General features: G+C 53.8%; 17 protein-coding genes. 8 read left to right on the forward strand and 9 right to left on the reverse strand.

Annotated features, from left to right (window positions below; translation table 11 throughout):
- Nucleotides 1-396 precede the first annotated feature (396 nt).
- On the reverse strand, nucleotides 397-1779 hold the full coding sequence (locus LVJ83_RS10585) for a nucleobase:cation symporter-2 family protein (RefSeq protein WP_280515213.1): 1383 nt from the start codon (nucleotides 1777-1779) through the stop codon (nucleotides 397-399).
- Between the two features lie 249 nt (nucleotides 1780-2028).
- Here LVJ83_RS10585 and dapA point away from each other — a divergent pair, with 249 nt between their 5' ends.
- From dapA to LVJ83_RS10625, 8 genes are all read left to right on the forward strand, one after another.
- Nucleotides 2029-2904: a 4-hydroxy-tetrahydrodipicolinate synthase gene (dapA, locus tag LVJ83_RS10590; protein ID WP_244784498.1), complete on the forward strand. Its 876-nt coding sequence runs from the start codon at nucleotides 2029-2031 to the stop codon at nucleotides 2902-2904.
- A 17-nt stretch (nucleotides 2905-2921) separates the two neighbouring features.
- Nucleotides 2922-4052 (forward strand): outer membrane protein assembly factor BamC, encoded by a 1131-nt coding sequence (bamC, locus tag LVJ83_RS10595; RefSeq protein ID WP_244784500.1) that lies wholly within the window; start codon nucleotides 2922-2924, stop codon nucleotides 4050-4052.
- A 216-nt stretch (nucleotides 4053-4268) separates the two neighbouring features.
- On the forward strand, nucleotides 4269-5633 hold the full coding sequence (locus tag LVJ83_RS10600) for a sodium-dependent transporter (protein ID WP_244784502.1): 1365 nt from the start codon (nucleotides 4269-4271) through the stop codon (nucleotides 5631-5633).
- 237 nt (nucleotides 5634-5870) lie between these two features.
- A complete protein-coding gene (locus LVJ83_RS10605) occupies nucleotides 5871-8273 on the forward strand; it encodes a DNA translocase FtsK (protein ID WP_244784504.1) in 2403 nt (800 codons plus the stop codon).
- A gap of 54 nt (nucleotides 8274-8327) precedes the next feature.
- Nucleotides 8328-8564 carry a hypothetical protein gene (locus tag LVJ83_RS10610; RefSeq protein WP_244784506.1) on the forward strand — a complete coding sequence of 79 codons (237 nt, stop codon included), beginning with the start codon at nucleotides 8328-8330 and terminating at the stop codon, nucleotides 8562-8564.
- Nucleotides 8565-9039: 475 nt separating this feature from the next.
- Nucleotides 9040-10050 carry a ferrochelatase gene (gene hemH / locus LVJ83_RS10615; protein ID WP_244784508.1) on the forward strand — a complete coding sequence of 337 codons (1011 nt, stop codon included), beginning with the start codon at nucleotides 9040-9042 and terminating at the stop codon, nucleotides 10048-10050.
- Between the two features lie 915 nt (nucleotides 10051-10965).
- Nucleotides 10966-12294 carry a sugar porter family MFS transporter gene (locus LVJ83_RS10620; protein ID WP_244784509.1) on the forward strand — a complete coding sequence of 443 codons (1329 nt, stop codon included), beginning with the start codon at nucleotides 10966-10968 and terminating at the stop codon, nucleotides 12292-12294.
- A complete protein-coding gene (locus LVJ83_RS10625; protein ID WP_244784511.1) occupies nucleotides 12294-13175 on the forward strand; it encodes a carbohydrate kinase family protein in 882 nt (293 codons plus the stop codon). The genes LVJ83_RS10620 and LVJ83_RS10625 overlap by 1 nt, the downstream gene beginning before the upstream one ends.
- Nucleotides 13176-13681: 506 nt before the next feature.
- Here LVJ83_RS10625 and LVJ83_RS10630 read toward each other — a convergent pair.
- The 8 genes from LVJ83_RS10630 to LVJ83_RS10665 form a co-directional block, all read right to left on the reverse strand.
- Nucleotides 13682-14602 (reverse strand): MetQ/NlpA family ABC transporter substrate-binding protein, encoded by a 921-nt coding sequence (locus LVJ83_RS10630; RefSeq protein WP_244784513.1) that lies wholly within the window; start codon nucleotides 14600-14602, stop codon nucleotides 13682-13684.
- A 71-nt stretch (nucleotides 14603-14673) separates the two neighbouring features.
- Entirely contained in the window at nucleotides 14674-15360 is a 687-nt protein-coding gene (locus LVJ83_RS10635; protein WP_244784514.1) for a methionine ABC transporter permease, read from the reverse strand.
- Between the two features lies 1 nt (nucleotide 15361).
- Nucleotides 15362-16099 (reverse strand): methionine ABC transporter ATP-binding protein, encoded by a 738-nt coding sequence (locus tag LVJ83_RS10640; protein ID WP_244784516.1) that lies wholly within the window; start codon nucleotides 16097-16099, stop codon nucleotides 15362-15364.
- Nucleotides 16100-16355: 256 nt separating this feature from the next.
- The gene (locus tag LVJ83_RS10645; RefSeq protein WP_244784518.1) at nucleotides 16356-17282 is read right to left on the reverse strand and encodes a metal ABC transporter solute-binding protein, Zn/Mn family; all 927 of its coding nucleotides are present in this window, start codon (nucleotides 17280-17282) and stop codon (nucleotides 16356-16358) included.
- A 234-nt stretch (nucleotides 17283-17516) separates the two neighbouring features.
- Nucleotides 17517-18392, reverse strand: a complete 876-nt coding sequence (locus LVJ83_RS10650) for a metal ABC transporter permease (RefSeq protein ID WP_244787749.1) — start codon at nucleotides 18390-18392, stop codon at nucleotides 17517-17519.
- 51 nt (nucleotides 18393-18443) lie between these two features.
- Nucleotides 18444-19169: a metal ABC transporter ATP-binding protein gene (locus tag LVJ83_RS10655; protein WP_244784520.1), complete on the reverse strand. Its 726-nt coding sequence runs from the start codon at nucleotides 19167-19169 to the stop codon at nucleotides 18444-18446.
- A 1-nt stretch (nucleotide 19170) separates the two neighbouring features.
- Complete coding sequence (locus LVJ83_RS10660) at nucleotides 19171-19329, reverse strand: hypothetical protein (protein ID WP_244784522.1); 159 nt, start codon at nucleotides 19327-19329, stop codon at nucleotides 19171-19173.
- A 264-nt stretch (nucleotides 19330-19593) separates the two neighbouring features.
- Entirely contained in the window at nucleotides 19594-21111 is a 1518-nt protein-coding gene (locus LVJ83_RS10665; RefSeq protein WP_244784524.1) for a catalase, read from the reverse strand.
- Nucleotides 21112-21259: the final 148 nt, after the last annotated feature.

The following is a 21259-nucleotide window of genomic DNA, read 5'->3' on the forward strand; positions in this document are numbered from 1 at the left end:
CTAACGGCGTTGGCCTGCCTGAGCGCGAAGAGGATCGGTTTCGCTAGGGTGTCCTGACCATTCGTTCATGAGGGGATTTTTGTTCCTGGAAACGCAGATGCAAGGCAAAAAACGCAGCAAGATTGGACATCTTGCGAGGCTTTTTAACACAGCAGATGCGTTTTCAGGGGCAAAATACACCCATAAATCGACACATCAGGACACCCCAAGGTGTTGAAGCGCCCGCACTCATTGTACTGTCTTCAGCCCACCGTCTGGTTCGCTAACTTTTGTGAATGACCATGGCTTTGTGCACATAAACATAATAGCCGGCTTAACAGCATCTGTAAAAGTTTGAGGCCGTCTGAAACATTTCAGACGGCCTCAAACCGGATACATTATTGATACTTCGATTATTTATTCCAAATCACCGCTCACATAAACTTTGCCGCCGCTTTTATCTTCCGGCAACACCAAGTTCAGCACCACGGCCATGATGCCGCCGGCTGAAATCGAATTTTGAAACAACACCGGCAGGTTTTTAAACACTTCCGGCTCAAACGCCACGCCGAGTCCGAGGCCTACCGAAGTGGCGGCAATCACCGCTTCGCGGCGGCGGATGCCGTTGCTCACCAAAATGCGCACGCCCGCAATCGCAATCAGGCCGAACATCAATACCATCGCACCGCCGAGCACCGGGCTGGGAATGGTGGTAAATACCCGCCCGATAACGGGAAACAGCCCCAACAGCACCAAAATCACAGCAATATACTTGCCCACATGGCGCGAAGCCACGCCGGTCATCTGAATCACGCCGTTATTTTGCGCAAACGTGGTCAGGGGCAGCGAACCCAATGCGGTGGCAATCACCGACACCAGGCCGTCGGCCATCACGCCGCCTTTCAGACGGCCGGTATATTCCTCACCTTCAATCGGGCGGTCCGACACCATTGCCGTGGCCGTTAAATCGCCCACCGCCTCAAACACGCTCAACAAATAAATCGCACCGGCCACAATAAAAGCATGCCAGTCAAACGCGAAACCGTATTTAAACGGCACGGGAATGGTAATCAACGGCAGATTTTGCAGCGCTGAAAAATCCACCTTGCCCATCAGCAAAGCCACAATATAGCCCGCCACCAAGCCCACGGCGATACCGCTCATGCGCAACAGCGGGTTTTTCAGGCAGTTGAACACCAATACAATCAACAGCACCAATGAAGCCAGCCCCAGATTTTCCATCGACCCGAAGGTGCCGTCGGCCTTGGCGCCGAAACCGCCGCCAAAATCGGTGATGCCCACATGAATCAAGCTCAAACCGATCAGCATCACCACCACACCGCTCACCGTGGGCGTAATCACTTTTTTCAAATAAGGCAGCAGCCAGGCGGAGAAGCACACCAGAAACGCGCCCACAAACGACACCCCCAGCAGCGTGGAAATCATAGCATTTTCATCCATACCGCCCTCTTTCATGCCCATGCCCAGCGCAATCATCACGGTTACAAACGAAAAATTCACCGACTGAATCGACAACATGCCCGAGCCGACAGGGCCGAAGCGGTTCACCTGCAAATAAGTGCCGATGCCCGAAGCCACCATCGCCATCGACACCAGATAAGCCGTCATTTCTACCGGCAATTGCAACGCCCCGCCCACAATCAGCGCCGGCGTAATCATCGGCACGAAAATCGCCAATAAGTGTGTAACCGCGCTTAAGAGCGCATTCATAAACGGCGGCTTGTCTTCAAGCCGGTAAACCAAATCGGGCGCATCGGCGGTTTTCGGGGGCATGGCCATGGCGGTTTCCTTATTCAATTAAAGTGCTAAAAAATGTAAGCCAAGATTGTATACAATTAACGCCGGCTTTTCAATTTCCACACATGCTTTCATACACTTTAACACCGCCCTGCCCGCCCCTGTTCAGACGGCCTCCGCCCGCTTTGCAAAGCTTTGCAGGCCGTCTGAAACCAATATTTCACACAAACCGTAAAGTAAGCTACAATCACAAGCAATTTTCTGAATATTTCGAGAAATAAAGGTTTAACCATGTTACAAGGCAGCCTGGTCGCCCTGATTACGCCGATGAATCAAGACGGCAGCGTAAATTTCGAGCAACTCGAATCTTTAATCGACTGGCACATCGAAAGCGGCACCAACGGCATCGTCGCCGTCGGCACCACCGGTGAGAGCGCCACCCTGGCAGTAGACGAGCATCTGGCCGTGATCGAAGCCACCGTCAAGCATGTCGGCAAACGCATTCCCGTGATTGCCGGCACCGGCGCCAACAACACTGCCGAAGCCATCGAGCTTTCCAAAGCCGCCGAGCGGTTGGGCGCCGACTACACCCTGTCTGTCGTGCCCTATTACAACAAACCCTCGCAAGAAGGCATCTACCGCCACTTCAAAGCCATCGCCGAAGCCACCTCGATTCCGATGATTGTGTATAACGTGCCCGGCCGCACCGTGGTCAACATGAACAACGACACCATTCTGCGCCTGGCCGAAATCCCCAATATCGTCGGCGTGAAAGAAGCCAGCGGCGACATCGGTCGCGAAACCGACCTGATCAACCGCGTGCCCGAAGGCTTTGCCGTATATTCCGGCGACGACCCCACCGGCATGGCCTTTATGTTTTGCGGCGGTCACGGCGTGATTACCGTTGCCGCCAACGCCGCGCCCAAATTGTTTGCCGATATGTGCCGCGAGGCGCTCGCAGGCAACCTCGCCGCCGCCCGCGCACTCAATGCACAACTGATTCCGGTGTATGATGTGATGTTCTGCGAGCCCAGCCCCGCCGCGCCCAAATGGGCCGCCGCCGCCCTCGGCCATTGCAGCCCGCATGTCCGCCTGCCGATTATTGAACTTTCCGCCGACGGCCAAGACAAAGTACGCAGCGCACTTGCCGCCGCCAAACTGATTTAAACCACAGGAAAAACTGTATGAACCATATGAAACCGGCCGTAATCGCCATCGCCATGCTCGGCCTGGCCGCCTGTTCCAGCAATAAAGAACAACCCCTGCTCGACTACCAAACCCAAAACCGCAAAGTCGTAGACTTGGAAGTGCCGCCCGATCTGACCAACCCCAACCAGGGCAACCTGTATCAGATTCCTGCCGGCAGCGGTGCCGTGCGCGCCAGCGACATCAACCGCACCCAAGCCGTGCAGCAGCCTGCCAACCAGGCCGTGCTGCAAAATGTGAAAGGCGTGCACATGGAGCGCGACGGCAGCCAGCGCTGGCTGGTGGTCGACGGCAAAACACCTGCTGAAATCTGGCCGCTGCTGAAAGTGTTCTGGCAGGAAAACGGCTTCGACATCCAATCTGAAGAGCCCGCCATCGGCCAAATGGAAACCGAATGGGCGGAAAACCGCGCCAAAATCCCGCAAGACAGCCTGCGCAATCTGTTTGAAAAAGTCGGACTCGGCGGCATTTATTCCACCAGCGAGCGCGACAAATTCATCATCCGCATCGAACAAGGCCGCAACGGCAACACCGATGTATTCTTCGCCCACAAAGGCATGCAGGAAGTTTACGGCGACCGCAACCAAGACACCACCATGTGGCAGCCGCGTCCGAACGACCCCAACCTCGAAGCCGCTTTCCTCGCCCGCTTCATGCAATATCTGGGCGCAGACAACCAACAGGTTGAAAACGAGCTGACCAAAACCGCCCAATCCGACCGCCCCGCCGGCAGCGCGGAGCTGGCGCGCATCGACGGCAACAGCGTGCTGGTGAGCGGTGATTACGAACGCAACTGGCGCCGCACCGCGCTGGCGCTCGACCGCATCGGCCTGACCGTGCTCGGTCAGAATACCGAACGCCACGCCTTCCTGGTTCAGCCTGCTCCGCAAGAAGGCCAAGCCGTTGCCAATAAAAAACCCGGCCTGTTCAAACGCCTGCTGGGCAAGGGCAAAACCGAAACAGCCCCCGCAGTGGCACCTGAAATCATTGTGCATGTCGAGCCGGTTAGCGGCGGCTCGCGCATCAGCCTGCTCAACCGCGACGGCAGCGCCTATGCCGGCCGCGATGCCTCTACTTGGCTGAGCCGCCTGCACACCGAATTGCGTTGATTGTTTTCCTGTCAAGCAGCCCCAGATACAAATCGGGGCTGTTTTTCTTGCTCAGGCCGTCTGAAAACTTTCAGACGGCCTGATTTATCAGATATATCCACTTTTAAAAATAAAATTAATAGTGATATTCACTGGTTTCATTTTTTTGCTTTTGGTCAAATCACGCAGCAGCAACGGCGTATAATATTGCGCTTTCTTATCAGATTAACAAATAAAATGTCTACTCCCATGCCCCGTCAAACATGGTCTAACCGTTTGACCTATATCCTCACCGTGGCCGGCGCCACCGTGGGTTTCGGCGCCACTTGGCGCTTTCCTTATTTGGTCGGCGAAAACGGCGGCGGCGCCTATGTGCTGCTGTTTTGCGCCGCCATGCTGGTTATCGGTATTCCGATGATTTTGGTAGAAAATGTTATCGGCCGCCGCAAAGGCATGAATGCGCTGGATGCGTTCGGCGGTTCGCTCAACGGCAAACCGGTGCCGAAAATCTGGAAAACGGTGGGCTGGCTCGGCCTGGCCGGCGCATTCGGCATCATGGCTTATTATATGGTGCTGGGCGGCTGGGTCATCAGCTATATCGTCAACATTATCGGCGGCGGTTTGCCGCTTGCCGCACCGATAAACGGCGGCGCCACCCGGGCTTTTTTTATGGAACATATCGAAAACAGCCCTTGGCAAATCGCATTTTATACCTTGCTGTTTGTGCTGGTGAACCACTGGATTTTGGTTAAAGGTGTCATCGGCGGTATTGAAAAAGCGGCCAAATATCTGATGCCTTTGCTGTTTGTGTTTTTGATTTTTATGGTCATCCGCAACCTTACCCTGCCCGGCGCGATGGAGGGGGTTACGTTTTATCTGAAACCGGATTTCAGTAAAATCACGCCGCAGCTGTTTGTGTTTGTGTTGGGGCAGGTGTTTTTTGCCCTGAGTTTGGGCTTCGGGGTGATGATTACCTTGTCAAGTTATCTCGATAAAAAAGAAAATCTGGTGCAAACCGCCGTTATTACGGCACTGACCAACACCTTGATTGCGGTGTTGGCGGGCTTTATGATTTTCCCATCCCTGTTCAGCTTCGGCGTTGCCCCTGATTCGGGGCCGACACTGGTGTTTCAGAGCCTGCCGATTGTGTTTTCCCATATGTGGGCAGGGCCTGTGTTTGCGGTGGTGTTTTTCTCGCTGCTGCTGATTGCGGCGCTCACCACATCGCTGACCATTTATGAAGTGCTGATTACCGCGTTGCAGGAAAAAACCCGCATGCGCCGCCGGGCAGCCATCACCCTTGTGTTGGGGCTGATTTTCCTGCTCGGCAACCTGCCTTCGATTTTAAGCTACGGGCCATGGCGGCAGATACGTTTTTTCGGCAACAATATTTTCGACAGCTTTGATTATCTGAGCGGCAATATTCTGTTTATGCTCACCGCACTGGGCTCGGCGCTGTTTGTCGGCTTTGTGATGAAAGAGGAAGCCAAAGACGAATTGCTTCATCACGGCAACCACCGCACAGTAACCTTTTGGTTTGCCTATGTGAAATATGTTGTTCCCATTGTGATTGCCGCTATTTTCATCAGCAATCTGCTGTAAATATCTTGAGGCCGTCTGAAAGCCATACAAAAATAAGCCGGCAACGTAATGCCTGGACACCCTAGCGGCTTATTTTTTGTATGGCTTTCAGACGGCCTTTCCCCTATCCCGCGCATAATATTGTATAATTTCACGCTTTTAGCGCCTATTAACAGATACACTCGGCGCATCCTGAAATTTTTATCCGATGCCGCAAACCGCCGCCTGTTTTTCAGACGGCCTTCCACACAGAATATTATGGCTACCAAATCTCCTAAAGCATCTGCGAAAAGCCCGACCAAACCCACGCCCAAAGCCAACGCCAAAACCGTGGCCGATACCAAGCTGCCGCGCCGCCCCAAAGGGGTGGTGAAAAACGATGCCAAAGCAAACCGCCCCGCCCATGTCGTCAACTTGGTCAACGATACCTTATGGCTGCTCGGTTTGGTGGCCACACTCTATATGGCGCTCTCACTTGCCAGCTTTACCATGGACGACCCGGCTTGGTCGCGCAGCGTACCCGCCGGCGACGAGGTGCACAATCTCGGCGGCCTGTTCGGCGCTTACTTTTCAGATATCGGCTATTATCTTTTCGGCCTTTCTTTCTGGTGGTGGGTGATTGCCGCCTGTGTGTTTCTGTATAAAAACTTCCGTCCGCTGCAAACTGAAGAGCGCAAGCCCTACAACCATACCGTTGCCGCCGTGGGGTTGGCGGTATTGTTATTGTGCAGCCCGATTTTGGAAGTTTTTGCCTTTCAAAACCAACTGGCCGAAGCGCTGCCGGTCGGCGCCGGCGGCCTGCTGGGTGCGTTTGCCGCACAAGGGTTGAGCTGGCTGTTGGGAACCTCAGGCAGCCTATTGATTTTATTGGTGATTCTGCTGCTGGCGCTTTCACTGCTGGCGCAAGTATCGTGGCTCGACATTCTGGAAAGCACCGGCGCCAAGCTGGAATGGCTGTGGATGAAATTGATGCGCAAAGAACACAAATACATCAAAGAGCTGCCCGATGCCAAAACCACCCGCCGTATGGTGCGCGAAGCCAAAAACATTACCGCCGAGCCGGTAGAAAAAATCGAGGGCAGCAGCAGTAACCGCAAAGCCGTAGCCGTGTCTGTGGCGCCGCCGCCCGCTCCGGTGCAGCCGACTTTGTTTGACGACAAAGGCAATGCCGCCGAACCGCTGCCGCCGGGCGAATACAGCAAACCATCTTTAGCCCTGCTGCGCCAGCCGCAAGGCGAAGCGCCGACCATCAATCCTGATGTATTACAGCAAACTGCCGAACGCATCGAAGCCAAACTGGCCGAGTTCGGCATCGGCGTGCAAGTGGTTTCTGCCACCGCCGGCCCGGTGATTACCCGCTTTGAAATCGAGCCGGCACAAGGCGTGAAAGGCAGCCAGATTGTCGGGCTGGCCAAAGATTTGGCGCGTTCGATGTCGTTGCAGGCCGTGCGCGTGGTGGAAACCATTGCCGGTAAAAACACCATGGGCATCGAGTTGCCCAACGAGCGCCGCCAAGATGTGATGCTGAGCGAAATCCTCTCTGCCAAAGTATTTACCGATGCCAAATCCAAGCTCACCGTAGCGTTGGGGAAAGACATCGCCGGGGTGCCGGTGGTGGGCGATTTGGCAAAAATGCCGCACTTGCTGGTAGCGGGCATGACCGGCTCGGGCAAATCGGTGGGGGTTAACGGCATGATTATGTCGATGCTGTTTAAAGCCACGCCCGAAGAAGTGCGCTTTATCATGATCGACCCGAAAATGCTCGAGCTGAGTATTTACGACGGCATTCCGCACCTGCTCTGCCCGGTAGTCACCGATATGCGCGAAGCCGGTCAGGCGCTCAATTGGTGCGTGGCCGAGATGGAAAAACGCTACCGCCTGCTCTCACATGCAGGCGTGCGCAATATCGACGGCTTCAACCAAAAAGTGAAACAGGCCAAAGAAGCCGGCAAGCCGCTGCTCAACCCGTTCAGCCTCAACCCCGACGACCCCGAGCCGTTGGAAACGCTGCCGCTGATTGTGGTGGTGATTGACGAATTGGCCGACCTGATGATGACCGAGCGCAAATCGGTGGAACAGCAAATCGCCCGACTGGCGCAAAAAGCGCGTGCCGCCGGCATTCATATGATCGTCGCCACGCAGCGCCCGAGCGTAGACGTGGTTACCGGCCTGATTAAAGCCAACATCCCCACCCGCATGGCCTTTACCGTGCAAAGCAAAATCGACAGCCGCACCATTCTCGACCAAATGGGCGCAGACGAGCTGCTGAAATACGGCGATTCGCTGTTTCTGCAACCGGGCAACGCCGAGCCGACCCGTTTGCAGGGCGCGTTTGTGTCGGATGACGAAGTGCACCAAATTGTTGCCCACATCAAGCGCCAATCGCCCGCCAACTATATTGAAGGTCTGCTCAGCGGCGAAGCGGCGTTGGAAACCACCAATGTGGTCAACCCCAATGCCAACAGCGATGAATTGTTTGATCAAGCCGTAGCCTTTGTTTTAGAAACCCGCAAAACTTCAATTTCCTCATTGCAACGCCAACTGCGCGTGGGCTACAACCGCGCCGCCAACCTGATGCAGGCTTTGGAAGATGCGGGCATCGTCTCTCCCGCCGATGTCGGCGGCAGCCGCCGTATTCTGGCGCAGAAAGACAATCTGTAAATATTCACCACAGGCCGTCTGAAAGCTTTCAGACGGCCTTTCCAATCAATATTGATGATTGCAAATTACCGGATACCGACAGATGCACGGCATTCGTTTATCCAAGCAAATAAGGTTGCTGAAGCGGCAAGATTGGCAGGAAAAACAAACGCCGGCCAGAACGCGCAACGACAAGCACAACGGCAACCTAGGATGTCCGGACAATTTGTTTATGAGGGGATTTTTGCCCCTGAAAATGCAGATGCCAGGCAAAAAACACAGCAAGATTGGACATCTTGCGAGGCTTTTTAACGCAGCAGATGCGTTTTCAGGGGCAAAATACACCCGTAAATCGAATTGTCCGGACACCCTAGCGCCCTCTCCTGTGAAAAAGAGGGTTAGGGAGAGGGCATAAGCCGCGAGGTTTGAATAACGGTCAGGCCGTCTGAAAATGATGGTGATGGCAAAATGCGTGGTGAAGCAAACCTGTGGTTTGCCGTCCTCTCCCCAACCCTCCCCCGCAGGGGAGGGAGCCAGAGTATCCTGATGTATCATCTATCATCATCTTTTTTGCACTAAAAAGTACCCATAAATCGAATGATCAGGACACCCTGGGTTGCTGAAACGGTAAGATTGGCGGAAAAATAAACGCCGGTAAAAAAAACACGCAACGGCAAAACAACGGCAGCCGAGTTCCTCTCCCGCGGAACCAGGATAGCCTGACCGTTTCCCCTTCTTCACAAAATCACGTAAGATGCCGTCTGAAAAGATTGCCAGGATAACCATCATGCCCCACTTTCTGCCCGAGCCCGCCCGCCCCTTTACCCCGCAAAACCGCAGCGCCGTGTTGCTGCTCAACCTCGGCACCCCCGAAGCGCCCACCGCCCAAGCCGTTCGCCCCTACCTGCACGATTTTCTTTCCGACCCGCGCGTTGTCGAGCTGCCCAAACTATTGTGGCAACCCATTTTACGCGGCCTGGTGCTGACCTTCAGACCAAAAAAAAGCGCCCACGGCTATCAAAAAGTGTGGCTGCCCGAAGGCTCGCCGCTGGCCGTATTTACCGAACGCCAAGCCGCCGCCCTCGCCAAAGCCCTGCCCGATGTTGCCGTATGCCACGCCATGACTTACGGCGAACCGGCTGTTAAGCGCATTATTGCCGAACTGAAAGCCCAAGGCATCAACCAACTGCTGGTGCTGCCGCTGTATCCGCAATACGCCGCTTCAAGCACAGGCGCCGCGCTGGACAAAGTGTTTGAAGTATTGCTGCAACAACGCAACCAAATGAGCATCCGCACGATAACACGCTTCTACAACGATGCCGGCTATATCGCCGCCATGAAGCAGCAAATCGAAGCCTATTGGGCGGAACACGGCCGCGGCGACAAACTGATGCTGAGTTTTCACGGCATCCCCCAAGCCAACGAAGACAAAGGCGACCCTTATTCATACGAATGCCGCCAAACCGCCACACTGCTGGCCGCCGCACTGGGTTTAAGCGAAAACGATTACATCGTCTCTTTCCAAAGCCGCTTCGGCAAAGCCAAATGGATAGAACCGAGCACGCAAACCCTGTTTGACGAACTGCCCAAACAAGGCATCACCAAGCTGGATGTCTTCTGCCCCGGTTTTGTCAGCGACTGTCTCGAAACCATGGAAGAAATCGCCATTACCGGGCGCGAACAATTTCACGCTGCCGGCGGCACACAATACCACTACATCCCCTGCCTCAACACCAACGAAGCCTGGCTGGAAGCCTTAACCTCATTGGCGCGGCAGCACTTGCAAGGCTGGATGTAAACCAAGCGGGCAATTTCTTTACGGCGCCCGGCTGTCGTTTTATCAGCTTTTGTCTGCTGCCACCCATCATCAATATTTCAAGCCATAATATTTCAGGCCGTCTGAACCATTTCCGTTCAGACGGCCTGAAGTTTTTAACATATAAACATATAGCCGTTATCAGGCTGAATAAGATCTCATGCCCATTCACAGGCCGTCTGAAAAATATTTCATCACCTATTGATCACAGTAAGCCGGCTCAAGGCAATACGGTCAGGTTGGTTTGATTCGTGGCATATCATTAAGGTGTCCTGACCATTCGATTTATGGGTGTATTTTGCCTCTGAAAACGCAGCTGCTGCGTTAAAAAGCCTCGCAAGATGCCCAATCTTGCTGCGTTTTGCGCCTTGCATCTGCACTTTTATCGCAAAAAATCTGAATCATTCTGAATGGTCAGGACCCTAGGGCCTTTCTCGACCCGCTGCCACAGTAAGAATACAACCTCACCATGAACAATAACTACATCTCTGCTACTTTAGACAACCTCACCGCTATCTCATCACAACAAGTGCTCATTACCCGATTGGCCTAAGCATGGTGCAGCACGCTTTGTTTTTACATGTATTTCCCACAGATTTTTGCCATTCGTCAAATTTATATTCACGCCCGTCCGTATAATAGCGCCAGAAAAGCCCACAGCCATATAATATTTTTAACAGAATTATTGTGTTTTATTACAGGCAAAACTAATAAACCTACACATTATCTGAATACAAACGGCTTAAAAACAGAACAAACTACCCCGCTTACCAGCTGTCCCAGCCATCACCAACGAGGAAAACAGGCCGGTAAAGCGATACAACGCAGTCAAATGATTTTTGCAAACAGGCAGCAACCCGCATTTATTTCTCAACTTGTGTACACAAAGGATGCTTTATGAACCAGTCTAAACTTCTTTTCTGGTCGATTACCGTCGCGCTGGCAGGTTTTCTGTTCGGCTTTGACACCGTTGTCATCTCCGGCGCAGACCAAGCGCTGCAAAAAATGTGGGGCAGCTCCAGCCTGTTTCACGGCGTGGTGGTGATGTCGTCCGCGCTGTGGGGCACGGTTATCGGCGCACTTTTCGGCAGCATTCCCACCGATAAATTAGGCCGCAAAAAAACCCTGATTTGCATCGGCTTTCTCTATATTGTCGGCGCCTTGGGCTCTGCACTGGTCTCCGACCCGTGGCTGTTTGCCGCCTTCCGTTTCCTCGGCGGCTTGGGCGTGGGGGCATCCACCATTGCCGCGCCGGCCTATGTGTCGGAAATTGCGCCGCCTGAAAAACGCGGCCGTTTGGTGGCGATGTATCAATTCAATATCGTATTCGGTATTTTGATGGCCTACCTTTCCAACTTTATGTTTACCAGCTTGGATTTGGGCGAAAACACTTGGCGCTGGATGCTCGGTATCCAAGTGGTGCCGGCAGTGCTCTACACGCTGATGGTGATGAGTGTGCCGATGTCGCCGCGCTGGCTGATGATGAAAGGCCGCTTCGACGAAGCGCGTGCGGTGTTGCTGCAAATCAACCCCGACGCCAATCTTGATGAAATGATGAGCGCAGCCAAAGCCGACAGCGAACACAAAAAAGAAAGCCTGTGGCTGAAAAAATACCGCACACCGGTGCTGCTGGCCTTTTTGATTGCCTTTTTCAACCAAGTGTCCGGCATCAATGCTTTCCTTTACTATGCCCCGCGTATTTTTGAAATCGCCGGCTTGGAAAAAAGCGCGGCCATGCTCAGCAGCGTGGGTATCGGCGTTGTCAACCTGATTTTCACCTTTGTCGGCCTGGCGCTGATTGATAAATTCGGCCGCCGCCAGCTGATGTATATCGGCTCATTCGGCTACATTATTTCGCTCGGCCTGGTATCGCTGGCTTTCTTCCAACACTGGCAGGGCATGGCCGTACCGCTGTTTTTCTTCCTGTTTATCGCCGCCCACGCCATCGGCCAAGGCACCGTGATTTGGGTGTTTATTTCCGAAATTTTCCCCAGCTATCTGCGCGCCCAAGGCCAATCATTGGGCAGCTCCACCCACTGGGTGTTAGCCGCCGCCATTCCCGCCGCCATCCCCTTCCTGTTTGACAGCATCGGCGCCGCTTGGGTATTTGTGGTCTTTACCGCCATGATGGTCTTGCAATTGCTGTTTGTCATGTTTATGATGCCCGAAACCAAAGGCGTGCCGCTTGAAGAATTGTCTCAATCACTGATTAAGGAAGATGCATAATGAAAGTAACCAGTTTCGGCGAAGTGCTGTGGGATGATTTTCCCGACGGCAAAGTATTGGGTGGCGCCCCGCTCAACGTGCTCGTCCGCCTTCGCTCACTCGGCGTCGACGGCAGCATCATCAGCCGTCGCGGCGATGATGCCGACGGCGAAGAATTGTTGCGCCAGATTGAAAGCAAAAACGTCGGCACCGAGCTTTTGCAAATCGATCAAAAACAGGCCACCAGCCTGGTGAAAGTGAAGCTCGACAGCAAAGGCAGTGCCTCTTACGACATTGTTTACCCCTGCGCGTGGGACCGCATCGAGGTGCAGCAGGAAGCGCTTGAGCGCGTGGCCGATTCCGACGCCTTCATTTACGGCAGCCTTTCCACCCGCGATGAAGTTTCCCGCGCCACGCTTGAAAAACTGGTCGAGCAGGCTAAATTTAAAATTTTCGATGTTAATCTGCGCCCGCCGCATTACGATACCGGCCGCCTGCTCGAAATGATGAAAACCGCCGATTTAATCAAGCTCAACGATGATGAGCTGCACGAGTTGGCCAAAACATACGGTTCGAAATACAACTCGCTGGAGCAAAACATCCGCTTTTTGGCAGAGCTGAGCGGCACACCGAGAATGTGCGTAACCCTCGGCTGCCACGGCGCCATCTACTATCAAGAAGGCCTGCTTTACCATCACAGCGGCTTTCGTGTAGACGTGGCAGACACCGTCGGCTCGGGCGACAGCTTCCTCGCCGGCCTGACCTACAAGCTGCTGAATAATGCCGCACCGCAAGAAGCCGTAACCTTTGCCTGCGCACTGGGCGCACTGGTGGCTTCACACCACGGCGCCACACCGGAAATCAGTCTGCAACAAATCGAAAGCTTTATGAATCCGGCCTGATGTTTCAGACGGCCTCAAAAAAACGGTATCCGAATAAGATACCGTTTTTTATCGGGTATGATGCCCATTCATAAAAAATCAATTTATACCGATTCACAAAAGTAAGCCAACAAGGCAGTGAGCCGAATACAGCACAGTTAGTTTTCCGTAAGCCAAACCCACGCTGCCATGCTGCTCACCATCATCGCCCGCAGCAATGCCGAATGGGTGTTGATCGACAAGGGCCGGTTAAGCGTTTTCCGATATATTCAGGCCGTCTGAAAACAGTGAAAATGCAGTTTCAGACGGCCTGGCTTGAATGAAATTGCCGATAACGGCTGACAATGCAGATGTAGCATGAGCTCAGCCCGTGAACCTTCTGTTTGAGTTAAACCCATTCACAAAAGTAATCCGGCTGCATTGACCTGCCTTATCTTACTTTTTGTGAATCTGCTTCAATCGATAATGCTCATTTAATGCCCACAAAAAATGCCTTCTCAATAGAAGGCATTTTTGATTTGCACCGATTATTGTGCTGAAGCGGCAGAGGCGGTAGCCGAAGCTTCAGAAGCGGCACCGACGGCAGCACCTTCGCCCCATACAGCCGGATATTTGTAGCCGGCGAAACGTTTGTGGGCATAAGCTTTGAATTCATCCGAATTATACGCTTCGGTAACATCTTTCAACCATTGGCTGTCTTGATCGGCGGTTTTCACGGCAGACCAGTTAACATAAGCGAAGCTCGGTTCTTGAAACAGCGCTTCGGTCAGCTTCATGCCGCTGCTCATGGCGTAGTTGCCGTTCACAATGGCAAAATCGACATCGGCACGGCTGCGCGGCAGCTGCGCGGCTTCCAGCTCAACAATTTTGATGTTTTTCAAATTTTCGGCAATATCGGCTTTTGAGGCAGTGAGCGGGTTAACGCCTTCTTTCAGGGTAATCCAGCCCAGCTCGTTGAGCATCACCAAGGCACGGGCGAAGTTGGAAGGGTCGTTCGGTGCAGAAACGCTGGCGCCCTCTTTCACTTCATCCAGCGATTTGAGCTTGCCGGGATACAGGCCCAAAGGCGCAGTCGGCACTTGGAAAGCTTCGGTAATGTCCAGATTATGCTCTTTTTTGAAATCATCCAGATACGGTTTGTGCTGGAAGACGTTGATGTCCAACTCGCCCTCGGCCAAGGCCAGGTTGGGGCGCACGTAATCGGTGAATTCTACCAATTTTACGGTATAGCCTTTTTTAGCCAGCGCCGGCTGGATTTGGTCTTTGACCATATCGCCGAAATCGCCCACGGTGGTGCCGAAAACGATTTCTTTTTTCTCAGCACCGGCGGCAGCCGAAGCATCTGAAGCGGCCGCAGGCGCAGCAGTTTCTGTTTGGCCGCCGCAAGCAGCCAATGTTAGCGCCAGCGCAGCGGCAGAGAAGGTTTTCAATAATGTGTTGACTTGCATGGAACGGCTCCTTCGTTAAAAAAATGTTCGTCAGGCCGTCTGAACGGTTTTCAGACGGCCTCAAATACGGTTCAACGTTTATCCAGCTTGCGGGCGATAAAGTTACCCAAACTTTGAATAATCACCACCAATAATACCAAAACAGCAACAATAAAAATAATTACCTCGGTTTGATAGCGGTAATAGCCGTAGCGGATGGCCAAATCGCCCAATCCGCCGCCACCGATCATGCCCGCGGCGGCGCTGTAGGAAAGCAGGCCGATGGCCAGCACTGTAATGCTCGACACCATACCAGCGCGCGCTTCGTTGAGCAGCACTTTGCGGATAATCGTTAGCGGTGTTGCGCCCATGCTGGTCGCCGCTTCAATCACGCCGCGCGGCACTTCACGCAGGTTTTGCTCAACCAGGCGGGCAAAGTAAAACAGGCCGGACACGCTCAACACCAGCGAAGCGGCCACGGGCCCGATGGTGCTGCCCACAATCGCACGGGTGGCGGGAATCATGGCAATCATCAGAATCACAAACGGAAAGGCACGCATCAGGTTGACCAGATTATCAAGCACCAGATTCACCGGCCGGTTGTAATGCAGCTGGCGGTTGGCGGTAACAAACAGCCATACCCCCAGTAAGGTGCCGAACACGGTCGCAAACGTGGTGCTCAAGCCCACCATAATAAAGGTTTCCCATATGGCCTGCACGATTTCGCCGCGCATACCGCTGATGGTGCTGACGGCTTGTGCCAAGGTTAAATCCGCCATTTCAATCCTCCTGAATCAGTTCGCGCCCGATTTCGGATTGGGCATAGATTTGATTGTCGCGCACTTCAACCACTTCCAAAAGCTTGCCTTGATGCAGCAGAGCCGTGCGGTCGCACAGGCGGCGGATAACGCTCATTTCGTGCGTTACGATAACAATCGTAACATTAAATCGCTGATTAATGTCTTGCAGGCATTCGAGCACGCTGCGGGTGGTGGCCGGATCAAGCGCGGAAGTCGGCTCATCGGCCAATATCACGCTGGGGCTGGGTGCAAGCGCGCGGGCGATGCCCACCCGCTGTTTCTGGCCGCCGGAAAGCTGGGCGGGGTAATGTGCAGCACGGTCTTCCAAACCGACAATTTCCAGGCATTCGGCCACGCGCTGTTGGATTTTCGCGACATTCCAACCGGCGATTTCAAGCGGAAAGGCCACATTCTCGGCCACGGTACGGTTGCTCAGCAGGTTGAATTGCTGGAACACCATACCGATGTTTTGGCGGGCACGGCGCAAATCGGCGGCATTGAGCGCGGTCAGCTCCTGATGACCCACGGTTACTTTGCCGCTGTCGGGGCGCTCCAGTAAGTTAATCAGGCGCAGCAGCGTCGATTTACCCGCGCCCGAATAGCCCATCAGGCCGAAAATTTCACCCTGCTCGATGGTGAGGCTGATGGGCTCTACGGCCGTAAACCACGATTTATCGCGGTGTTGGTAACGTTTGGTGACGTTGTCCAGAATAATCATTTCGGTTCCAAAATACAACAAAGCCCGATGTGCGACACAGCGGGCTGAACGGTTCATGAGGCTATGATTTATGTATAGCCGCACGCTTTAGCTGTTTTCGCGCCCGCAAGCTGTGTCAAATCGGCGCATCAATAATAGCTGCTTACCTTACTGCAAATCGCTACCACAGTCAAGTTTTGTAAACCAAGAAATAAGGCCGTCTGAACGGCGCAGCGGCTTTTGCCAACCGTTCAGACGGCCTTTTCCCCAACCGGGTTTATTTCATGGCGTCGCTCAACACCCGCACGTTGTAGCGATACATATTCACGTAAGTATCTGCCGGCGCACCGCTGCCCAAAGCATCGGAATACAGCTTGCCGCTCACTTTGGCGCCGGTTTCTTTGGCGATACGGTCGACCATGCGCGTGTCTTTGATGTTTTCGGCAAACACCGCTTTAATGCCTTCGCGCTTGATTTGGCGGATAATCGCCGCTACCTGCTTGGCCGAAGGCTCAGCCTCGCTGCTCACACTTTGCGGTGCGATAAAACGGATATTGTAGCGCTTGCCCATATAGTTGAACGCATCGTGGCCGGTAAGCACTTTGCGTTTGTCTGCTGCAATGGCGTTAAATTGCGCACGCGCATAGCTGTCGAGCTTTTTCAATTCGCCTTGGTAAGCATTAAAACGCTGCCGGTAATAGCCTGCGCCTTCCGGGTCGGCTTTAATCAGCGCTACGGCCACATTCGATGCATATTTCTGCATCAACACCGGGTCGGTCCATACATGCGGGTCGAATTCGCCGTGGTCATGGCCATGGTCGTGACCATGGTCATGGCTGTGATCGTGACCGTCGCCGTGGTGATGGCCGTGTTCCAGCGCCGGCAAAGGTTTGATGCCTTCCGCAGCCTCGGCATAAGCCACTTTGCTCTGCTTCACGGCGCGTTGCAATTCGGCTTTTTCCAAGCCCAAACCGTTGAGCAGCACCAGCTTGGCTGCGCGGATTTTTTTCACATCGGCGCTGGTCATATGGTAGGCATGGCTGTCTTGATTCGCGCCCACCAGGTTTTGCACCGCCACCCGCTCGCCGCCGATTTGCTGGGTAACATCGCCCAAAATGCTGAAGCTGGTTACCACCGGCATCGGCGCGGCATGCAGCGCGCCCGAACACAAAGCGGCCAATACCGCTACTTTCCAATGTTTCATCTTCCACTCCTTTTGATATAACATAACAAATTAATGCTTTGAAAAAACCTGTTTACCAGGGTGTCCTGACCATTCGTTTATGAGGGGATTTTTGCTCCTGGAAATGCAGATGCCGGGCAAAAACCGCGGCAAGATTGGACACCTTGCGAGGCTTTTCAACACAGCAGATGCGTTTTTAGGAATGAAAACACCCATAAATGAATGGTTAGGATACCCTAACAGGCCGTCTGAAAACTATACGGCGTGGTGTTTGCGCCTGCGCAGCCACTTAGGCAGCACACCGCCTTCCCAGCCAAAAAACACCGACAACAGATAAAATACACCGCACCACAAAATAATCGCGGGGCCCGACGGAATTTCTACATAATATGAAAACAGCAGGCCGCCGAAGCCGCACACCAGCGCCACCGCCACCGCCATCAACATCAACGCGCCCATGCTTTTCGCCCACAAGCGGGCGGAAATGGCCGGCAGCATCATCAACCCCACCGACATCAATGTGCCCAAGGCCTGAAAGCCGGCCACCAGATTCATCACCACCAGCACCAAAAACAAAATATGCCAAAAACCGCCTTTACCGCCCACTGCCTGCAAAAACAGCGGATCGATGCTTTCCAGCACCAGCGGCCGGAAAATCACCGCCAGAGCCACAATGGTTACACTGGCCACGCCCGCCACCAATTGCAAGGCCGGCAAATCCACCGCCAACACCGAGCCGAACAGCAAATGCAGCAAATCGACACTGTTGCCGCTTTTGCTGACCAACACCACGCCGACTGCCAGGCTGCTCAGATAAAAAGCGGCAAAATTGGCATCTTCTTTCAAACCGGTAAAGCGGCTGGCCAAACCGGCCAGCAGCGCCATCAGCATGCCGGCGGCAAAACCGCCCAAACTCATGGCCGGCAGGCTCAAGCCGGCAAACATATAGCCGATGGCCGCCCCCGGCAACACCGCATGGCTGAGCGCATCGCCCACCAGGCTCATGCGGCGCATCACCAGAAACACGCCCACCGGCGCGGCGCTCAAAGCCAAAAACACCACCGATGCCAGCGCATAGCGCATAAAGTCAAACTCGGCAAACGGGGCGATTATTAATTCGTATGGATTCATCATTCAGGCAAACACGGCCGCGCTGTTTTTTTCAGACGGCCTCAATAAAATTCAGGCAGCACACCAATCACTGCGCTCGTGCTGCTGCATCGCATGGTTGGCGCGGGCGAGCAAATCATCCACCAACACCATCTCAGTGGTGCCGGCGGCAATTTTTTCGCGCGCCACCAGCACGGTATTGGGGAAATACGCCCGCACCTGTTCATAATCGTGCAACACCGCAATCACCGCCTGCCCTTCCTGATTGCAGCGGCGCAACACTTCGAGCAGCGCATACGTGGTTTGGGCATCAACGGCATTAAACGGCTCATCCAGCAGCAACACCCGGGCATCTTGCGCCAGCATGCGGGCAAACAACACCCGTTGAAACTGGCCGTTGGAAAGATGGGCAATCTGGCGCTCGGCAAAATCGCCCATATCCACCCGCGCCAGCGCCCGCTGCACACGTTCGCGCTGACGGGCATTCACACGCCCGAAAAAGCCGATTTCATACCACAATCCCATCGCCGCCAGCTCAAACACCGTCATCGGCTGGCTGCGGTCGATATCGCTCTGCTGGGGCAGATAAGCGATGTCGCGCCGCTGCAAACCCTGCCACAACACCTGCCCGGTATCGGCTTGCAGCAAGCCCATCATTGCTTTGAGCAGCGTTGACTTGCCGGCACCGTTGGGGCCGAAAATCGCCCACATTTCGCCATCGCCGAAATCCATATTCAAATGGTGGACGGCGGGGCGGCGCTGATAGCTGACGGTCAGGTTGTCGATCACAATACCCATATCAGCCCGCCGCCCAAAAATAAACGCCCCACAGCAACGCCAGCGCCATCAGCGCAATCAGCAGACGTTGGGGCAAACCGGTTAATAAAATCGAATTCATGGCTTGAAAAGGTTTCAGACGGCATGTTCTAAGATACCCTAGGGTGTCCTGAGAGCTCATTAAGGCCGTCTGAAAAATAAAATAATGTTAAATGATACTATATAACATTCTAATTGTAAAACCTTTAAAAGGCCGCCTGAAATTATGTTTCAGACGGCCTTGATCGGCTTAAATAAATAATGCACTATTCCGCCGGACGGCCGCCCCATTCAGGCCGACGGTCGCAGATATGGCTGATCAGCCATTCGCCGATATCGCCCCACATAGTCATTTTGCTTCCTTTCATGAATGGTTATCAAACGGCCGAATACGCCTTAACGGGCATTACAGCAAACCGGGCTGACCCAGCGCCGGATCGCTTTCGCGGGCGGCCAGTGCATCGGCCACGCTCAAGCCCAAGGCTTTGGCCACGCCTTCGCCGTAAGCCGGATGGCAGGCATTGCAGTTGCGGATATGACGGTATTTGATAAAGTCCGGCGCATCGCCCATGGCAGCGGCGGTGTTGTCAAACAAGGCCTGCTGCTGCTCGGGCTTCATCAGGTTAAACAAAGCGCGCGGCTGGCTGAAATAATCATCGTCGTCTTCACGGAAATTCCAATGTGCGGCATCACCGTTGATTTTCAACGGCGGCTCGGCATATTGCGCCTGCTCCTGCCATTGGCCGAAACTGTTGGGCTCGTAATGCGGCGCGCTGCCATAGTTGCCGTCGACACGGCCCTGGCCGTCACGATGATTGCTGTGCACCGGGCAGCGGGCGGCATTAACCGGAATCTGATGATGGTTCACCCCCAAGCGGTAACGCTGCGCATCGGCATAGTTAAACAGGCGTGCCTGCAACATTTTATCGGGCGACACGCTGATGCCGGGCACCACATTGCTCGGCGCAAAAGCGGCTTGCTCGACATCGAGGAAGAAGTTTTCCGGATTGCGGTTGAGCTCGAACTCGCCCACTTCAATCAGCGGATAATCGCCTTTGGGCCACACTTTGGTGAGGTCAAACGGATGATAAGGCACTTTTTCAGCATCGGTTTCGGGCATAATCTGCACATACATTTTCCATTTCGGAAATTCGCCACGCTCGATCGCCTCATACAAATCGCGCTGGTTGCTTTCGCGGTCTTGCCCCACCACTTCAGCTGCTTCGGCATCGGTAATATTTTCAATGCCTTGCTGCGTGCGGAAGTGGAATTTCACCCAAAAACGCTCGTTCTGATCATTGATAAAACTGTAGGTATGCGAACCGAAGCCGTGCATATGGCGGAAGCTTTTCGGAATACCGCGGTCGCTCATCACGATGGTGACTTGATGAAAGGCTTCCGGCAGCAGCGTCCAAAAATCCCAGTTGTTGGTGGCGCTGCGCATATTGGTGCGCGGGTCGCGTTTGACTGCCTTATTCAAATCGGGAAACTTGCGCGGATCACGCAAAAAGAACACCGGTGTGTTGTTGCCGACCATATCCCAGTTGCCCTCTTCGGTGTAAAACTTCAGCGCAAAACCGCGGATATCGCGCTCGGCATCGGCCGCACCGCGCTCGCCGGCCACGGTGGTGAAACGGGCAAACATTTCGGTTTTTTTGCCGATTTGGCTGAAAATTTTGGCGCGGGTGTATTGTGTGATGTCGTGGGTGACGGTGAAGGTGCCGAATGCACCGCTGCCTTTGGCATGCATGCGGCGCTCGGGAATCACTTCGCGCACAAAATTGGCCAGCTTTTCATTCAACCACAAATCCTGTGCCAGCAAGGGGCCGCGTGCACCGGCAGTGAGGCTGTTTTGGTTATCGACCACAGGGGCGCCGAAGTTGGTGGTCAGATGGCTGACCGGGCATTTTTTGTCTTGGCTCATGGTATTGCTCCTTTATTGGGTTTTGATTGGGTACGGGATTGACTATACAGAACAATTTAAACTATTAAAACTATACATACGATTTAATTTTATTATATATCGATTATTGCCTATCATTTCGGCATCCATCGGCCGTATGCCGCCAAAC

This window comes from Uruburuella testudinis, assembly GCF_022870865.1.
Classification (GTDB): Bacteria; Pseudomonadota; Gammaproteobacteria; order Burkholderiales; family Neisseriaceae; genus Neisseria; species Neisseria testudinis.

Excerpts from the sequence above, each read along its gene's own strand:
- LVJ83_RS10585 (WP_280515213.1), bottom strand. The coding sequence starts at position 1,779 with ATGGCCATGCCCCCGAAAACCGCCGATGCGCCCGATTTGGTTTACCGG.
- LVJ83_RS10610 (WP_244784506.1), top strand. The coding sequence starts at position 8,328 with ATGATTGCAAATTACCGGATACCGACAGATGCACGGCATTCGTTTATC.
- LVJ83_RS10660 (WP_244784522.1), bottom strand. The coding sequence starts at position 19,329 with ATGAGCTCTCAGGACACCCTAGGGTATCTTAGAACATGCCGTCTGAAA.
- LVJ83_RS10620 (WP_244784509.1), top strand. The coding sequence starts at position 10,966 with ATGAACCAGTCTAAACTTCTTTTCTGGTCGATTACCGTCGCGCTGGCA.
- LVJ83_RS10650 (WP_244787749.1), bottom strand. The coding sequence starts at position 18,392 with ATGAATCCATACGAATTAATAATCGCCCCGTTTGCCGAGTTTGACTTT.
- LVJ83_RS10645 (WP_244784518.1), bottom strand. The coding sequence starts at position 17,282 with ATGAAACATTGGAAAGTAGCGGTATTGGCCGCTTTGTGTTCGGGCGCG.
- LVJ83_RS10600 (WP_244784502.1), top strand. The coding sequence starts at position 4,269 with ATGTCTACTCCCATGCCCCGTCAAACATGGTCTAACCGTTTGACCTAT.
- LVJ83_RS10655 (WP_244784520.1), bottom strand. The coding sequence starts at position 19,169 with ATGGGTATTGTGATCGACAACCTGACCGTCAGCTATCAGCGCCGCCCC.
- LVJ83_RS10605 (WP_244784504.1), top strand. The coding sequence starts at position 5,871 with ATGGCTACCAAATCTCCTAAAGCATCTGCGAAAAGCCCGACCAAACCC.
- LVJ83_RS10635 (WP_244784514.1), bottom strand. The coding sequence starts at position 15,360 with ATGGCGGATTTAACCTTGGCACAAGCCGTCAGCACCATCAGCGGTATG.
- dapA (WP_244784498.1), top strand. The coding sequence starts at position 2,029 with ATGTTACAAGGCAGCCTGGTCGCCCTGATTACGCCGATGAATCAAGAC.
- LVJ83_RS10625 (WP_244784511.1), top strand. The coding sequence starts at position 12,294 with ATGAAAGTAACCAGTTTCGGCGAAGTGCTGTGGGATGATTTTCCCGAC.
- LVJ83_RS10640 (WP_244784516.1), bottom strand. The coding sequence starts at position 16,099 with ATGATTATTCTGGACAACGTCACCAAACGTTACCAACACCGCGATAAA.
- LVJ83_RS10665 (WP_244784524.1), bottom strand. The coding sequence starts at position 21,111 with ATGAGCCAAGACAAAAAATGCCCGGTCAGCCATCTGACCACCAACTTC.
- hemH (WP_244784508.1), top strand. The coding sequence starts at position 9,040 with ATGCCCCACTTTCTGCCCGAGCCCGCCCGCCCCTTTACCCCGCAAAAC.
- bamC (WP_244784500.1), top strand. The coding sequence starts at position 2,922 with ATGAACCATATGAAACCGGCCGTAATCGCCATCGCCATGCTCGGCCTG.
- LVJ83_RS10630 (WP_244784513.1), bottom strand. The coding sequence starts at position 14,602 with ATGCAAGTCAACACATTATTGAAAACCTTCTCTGCCGCTGCGCTGGCG.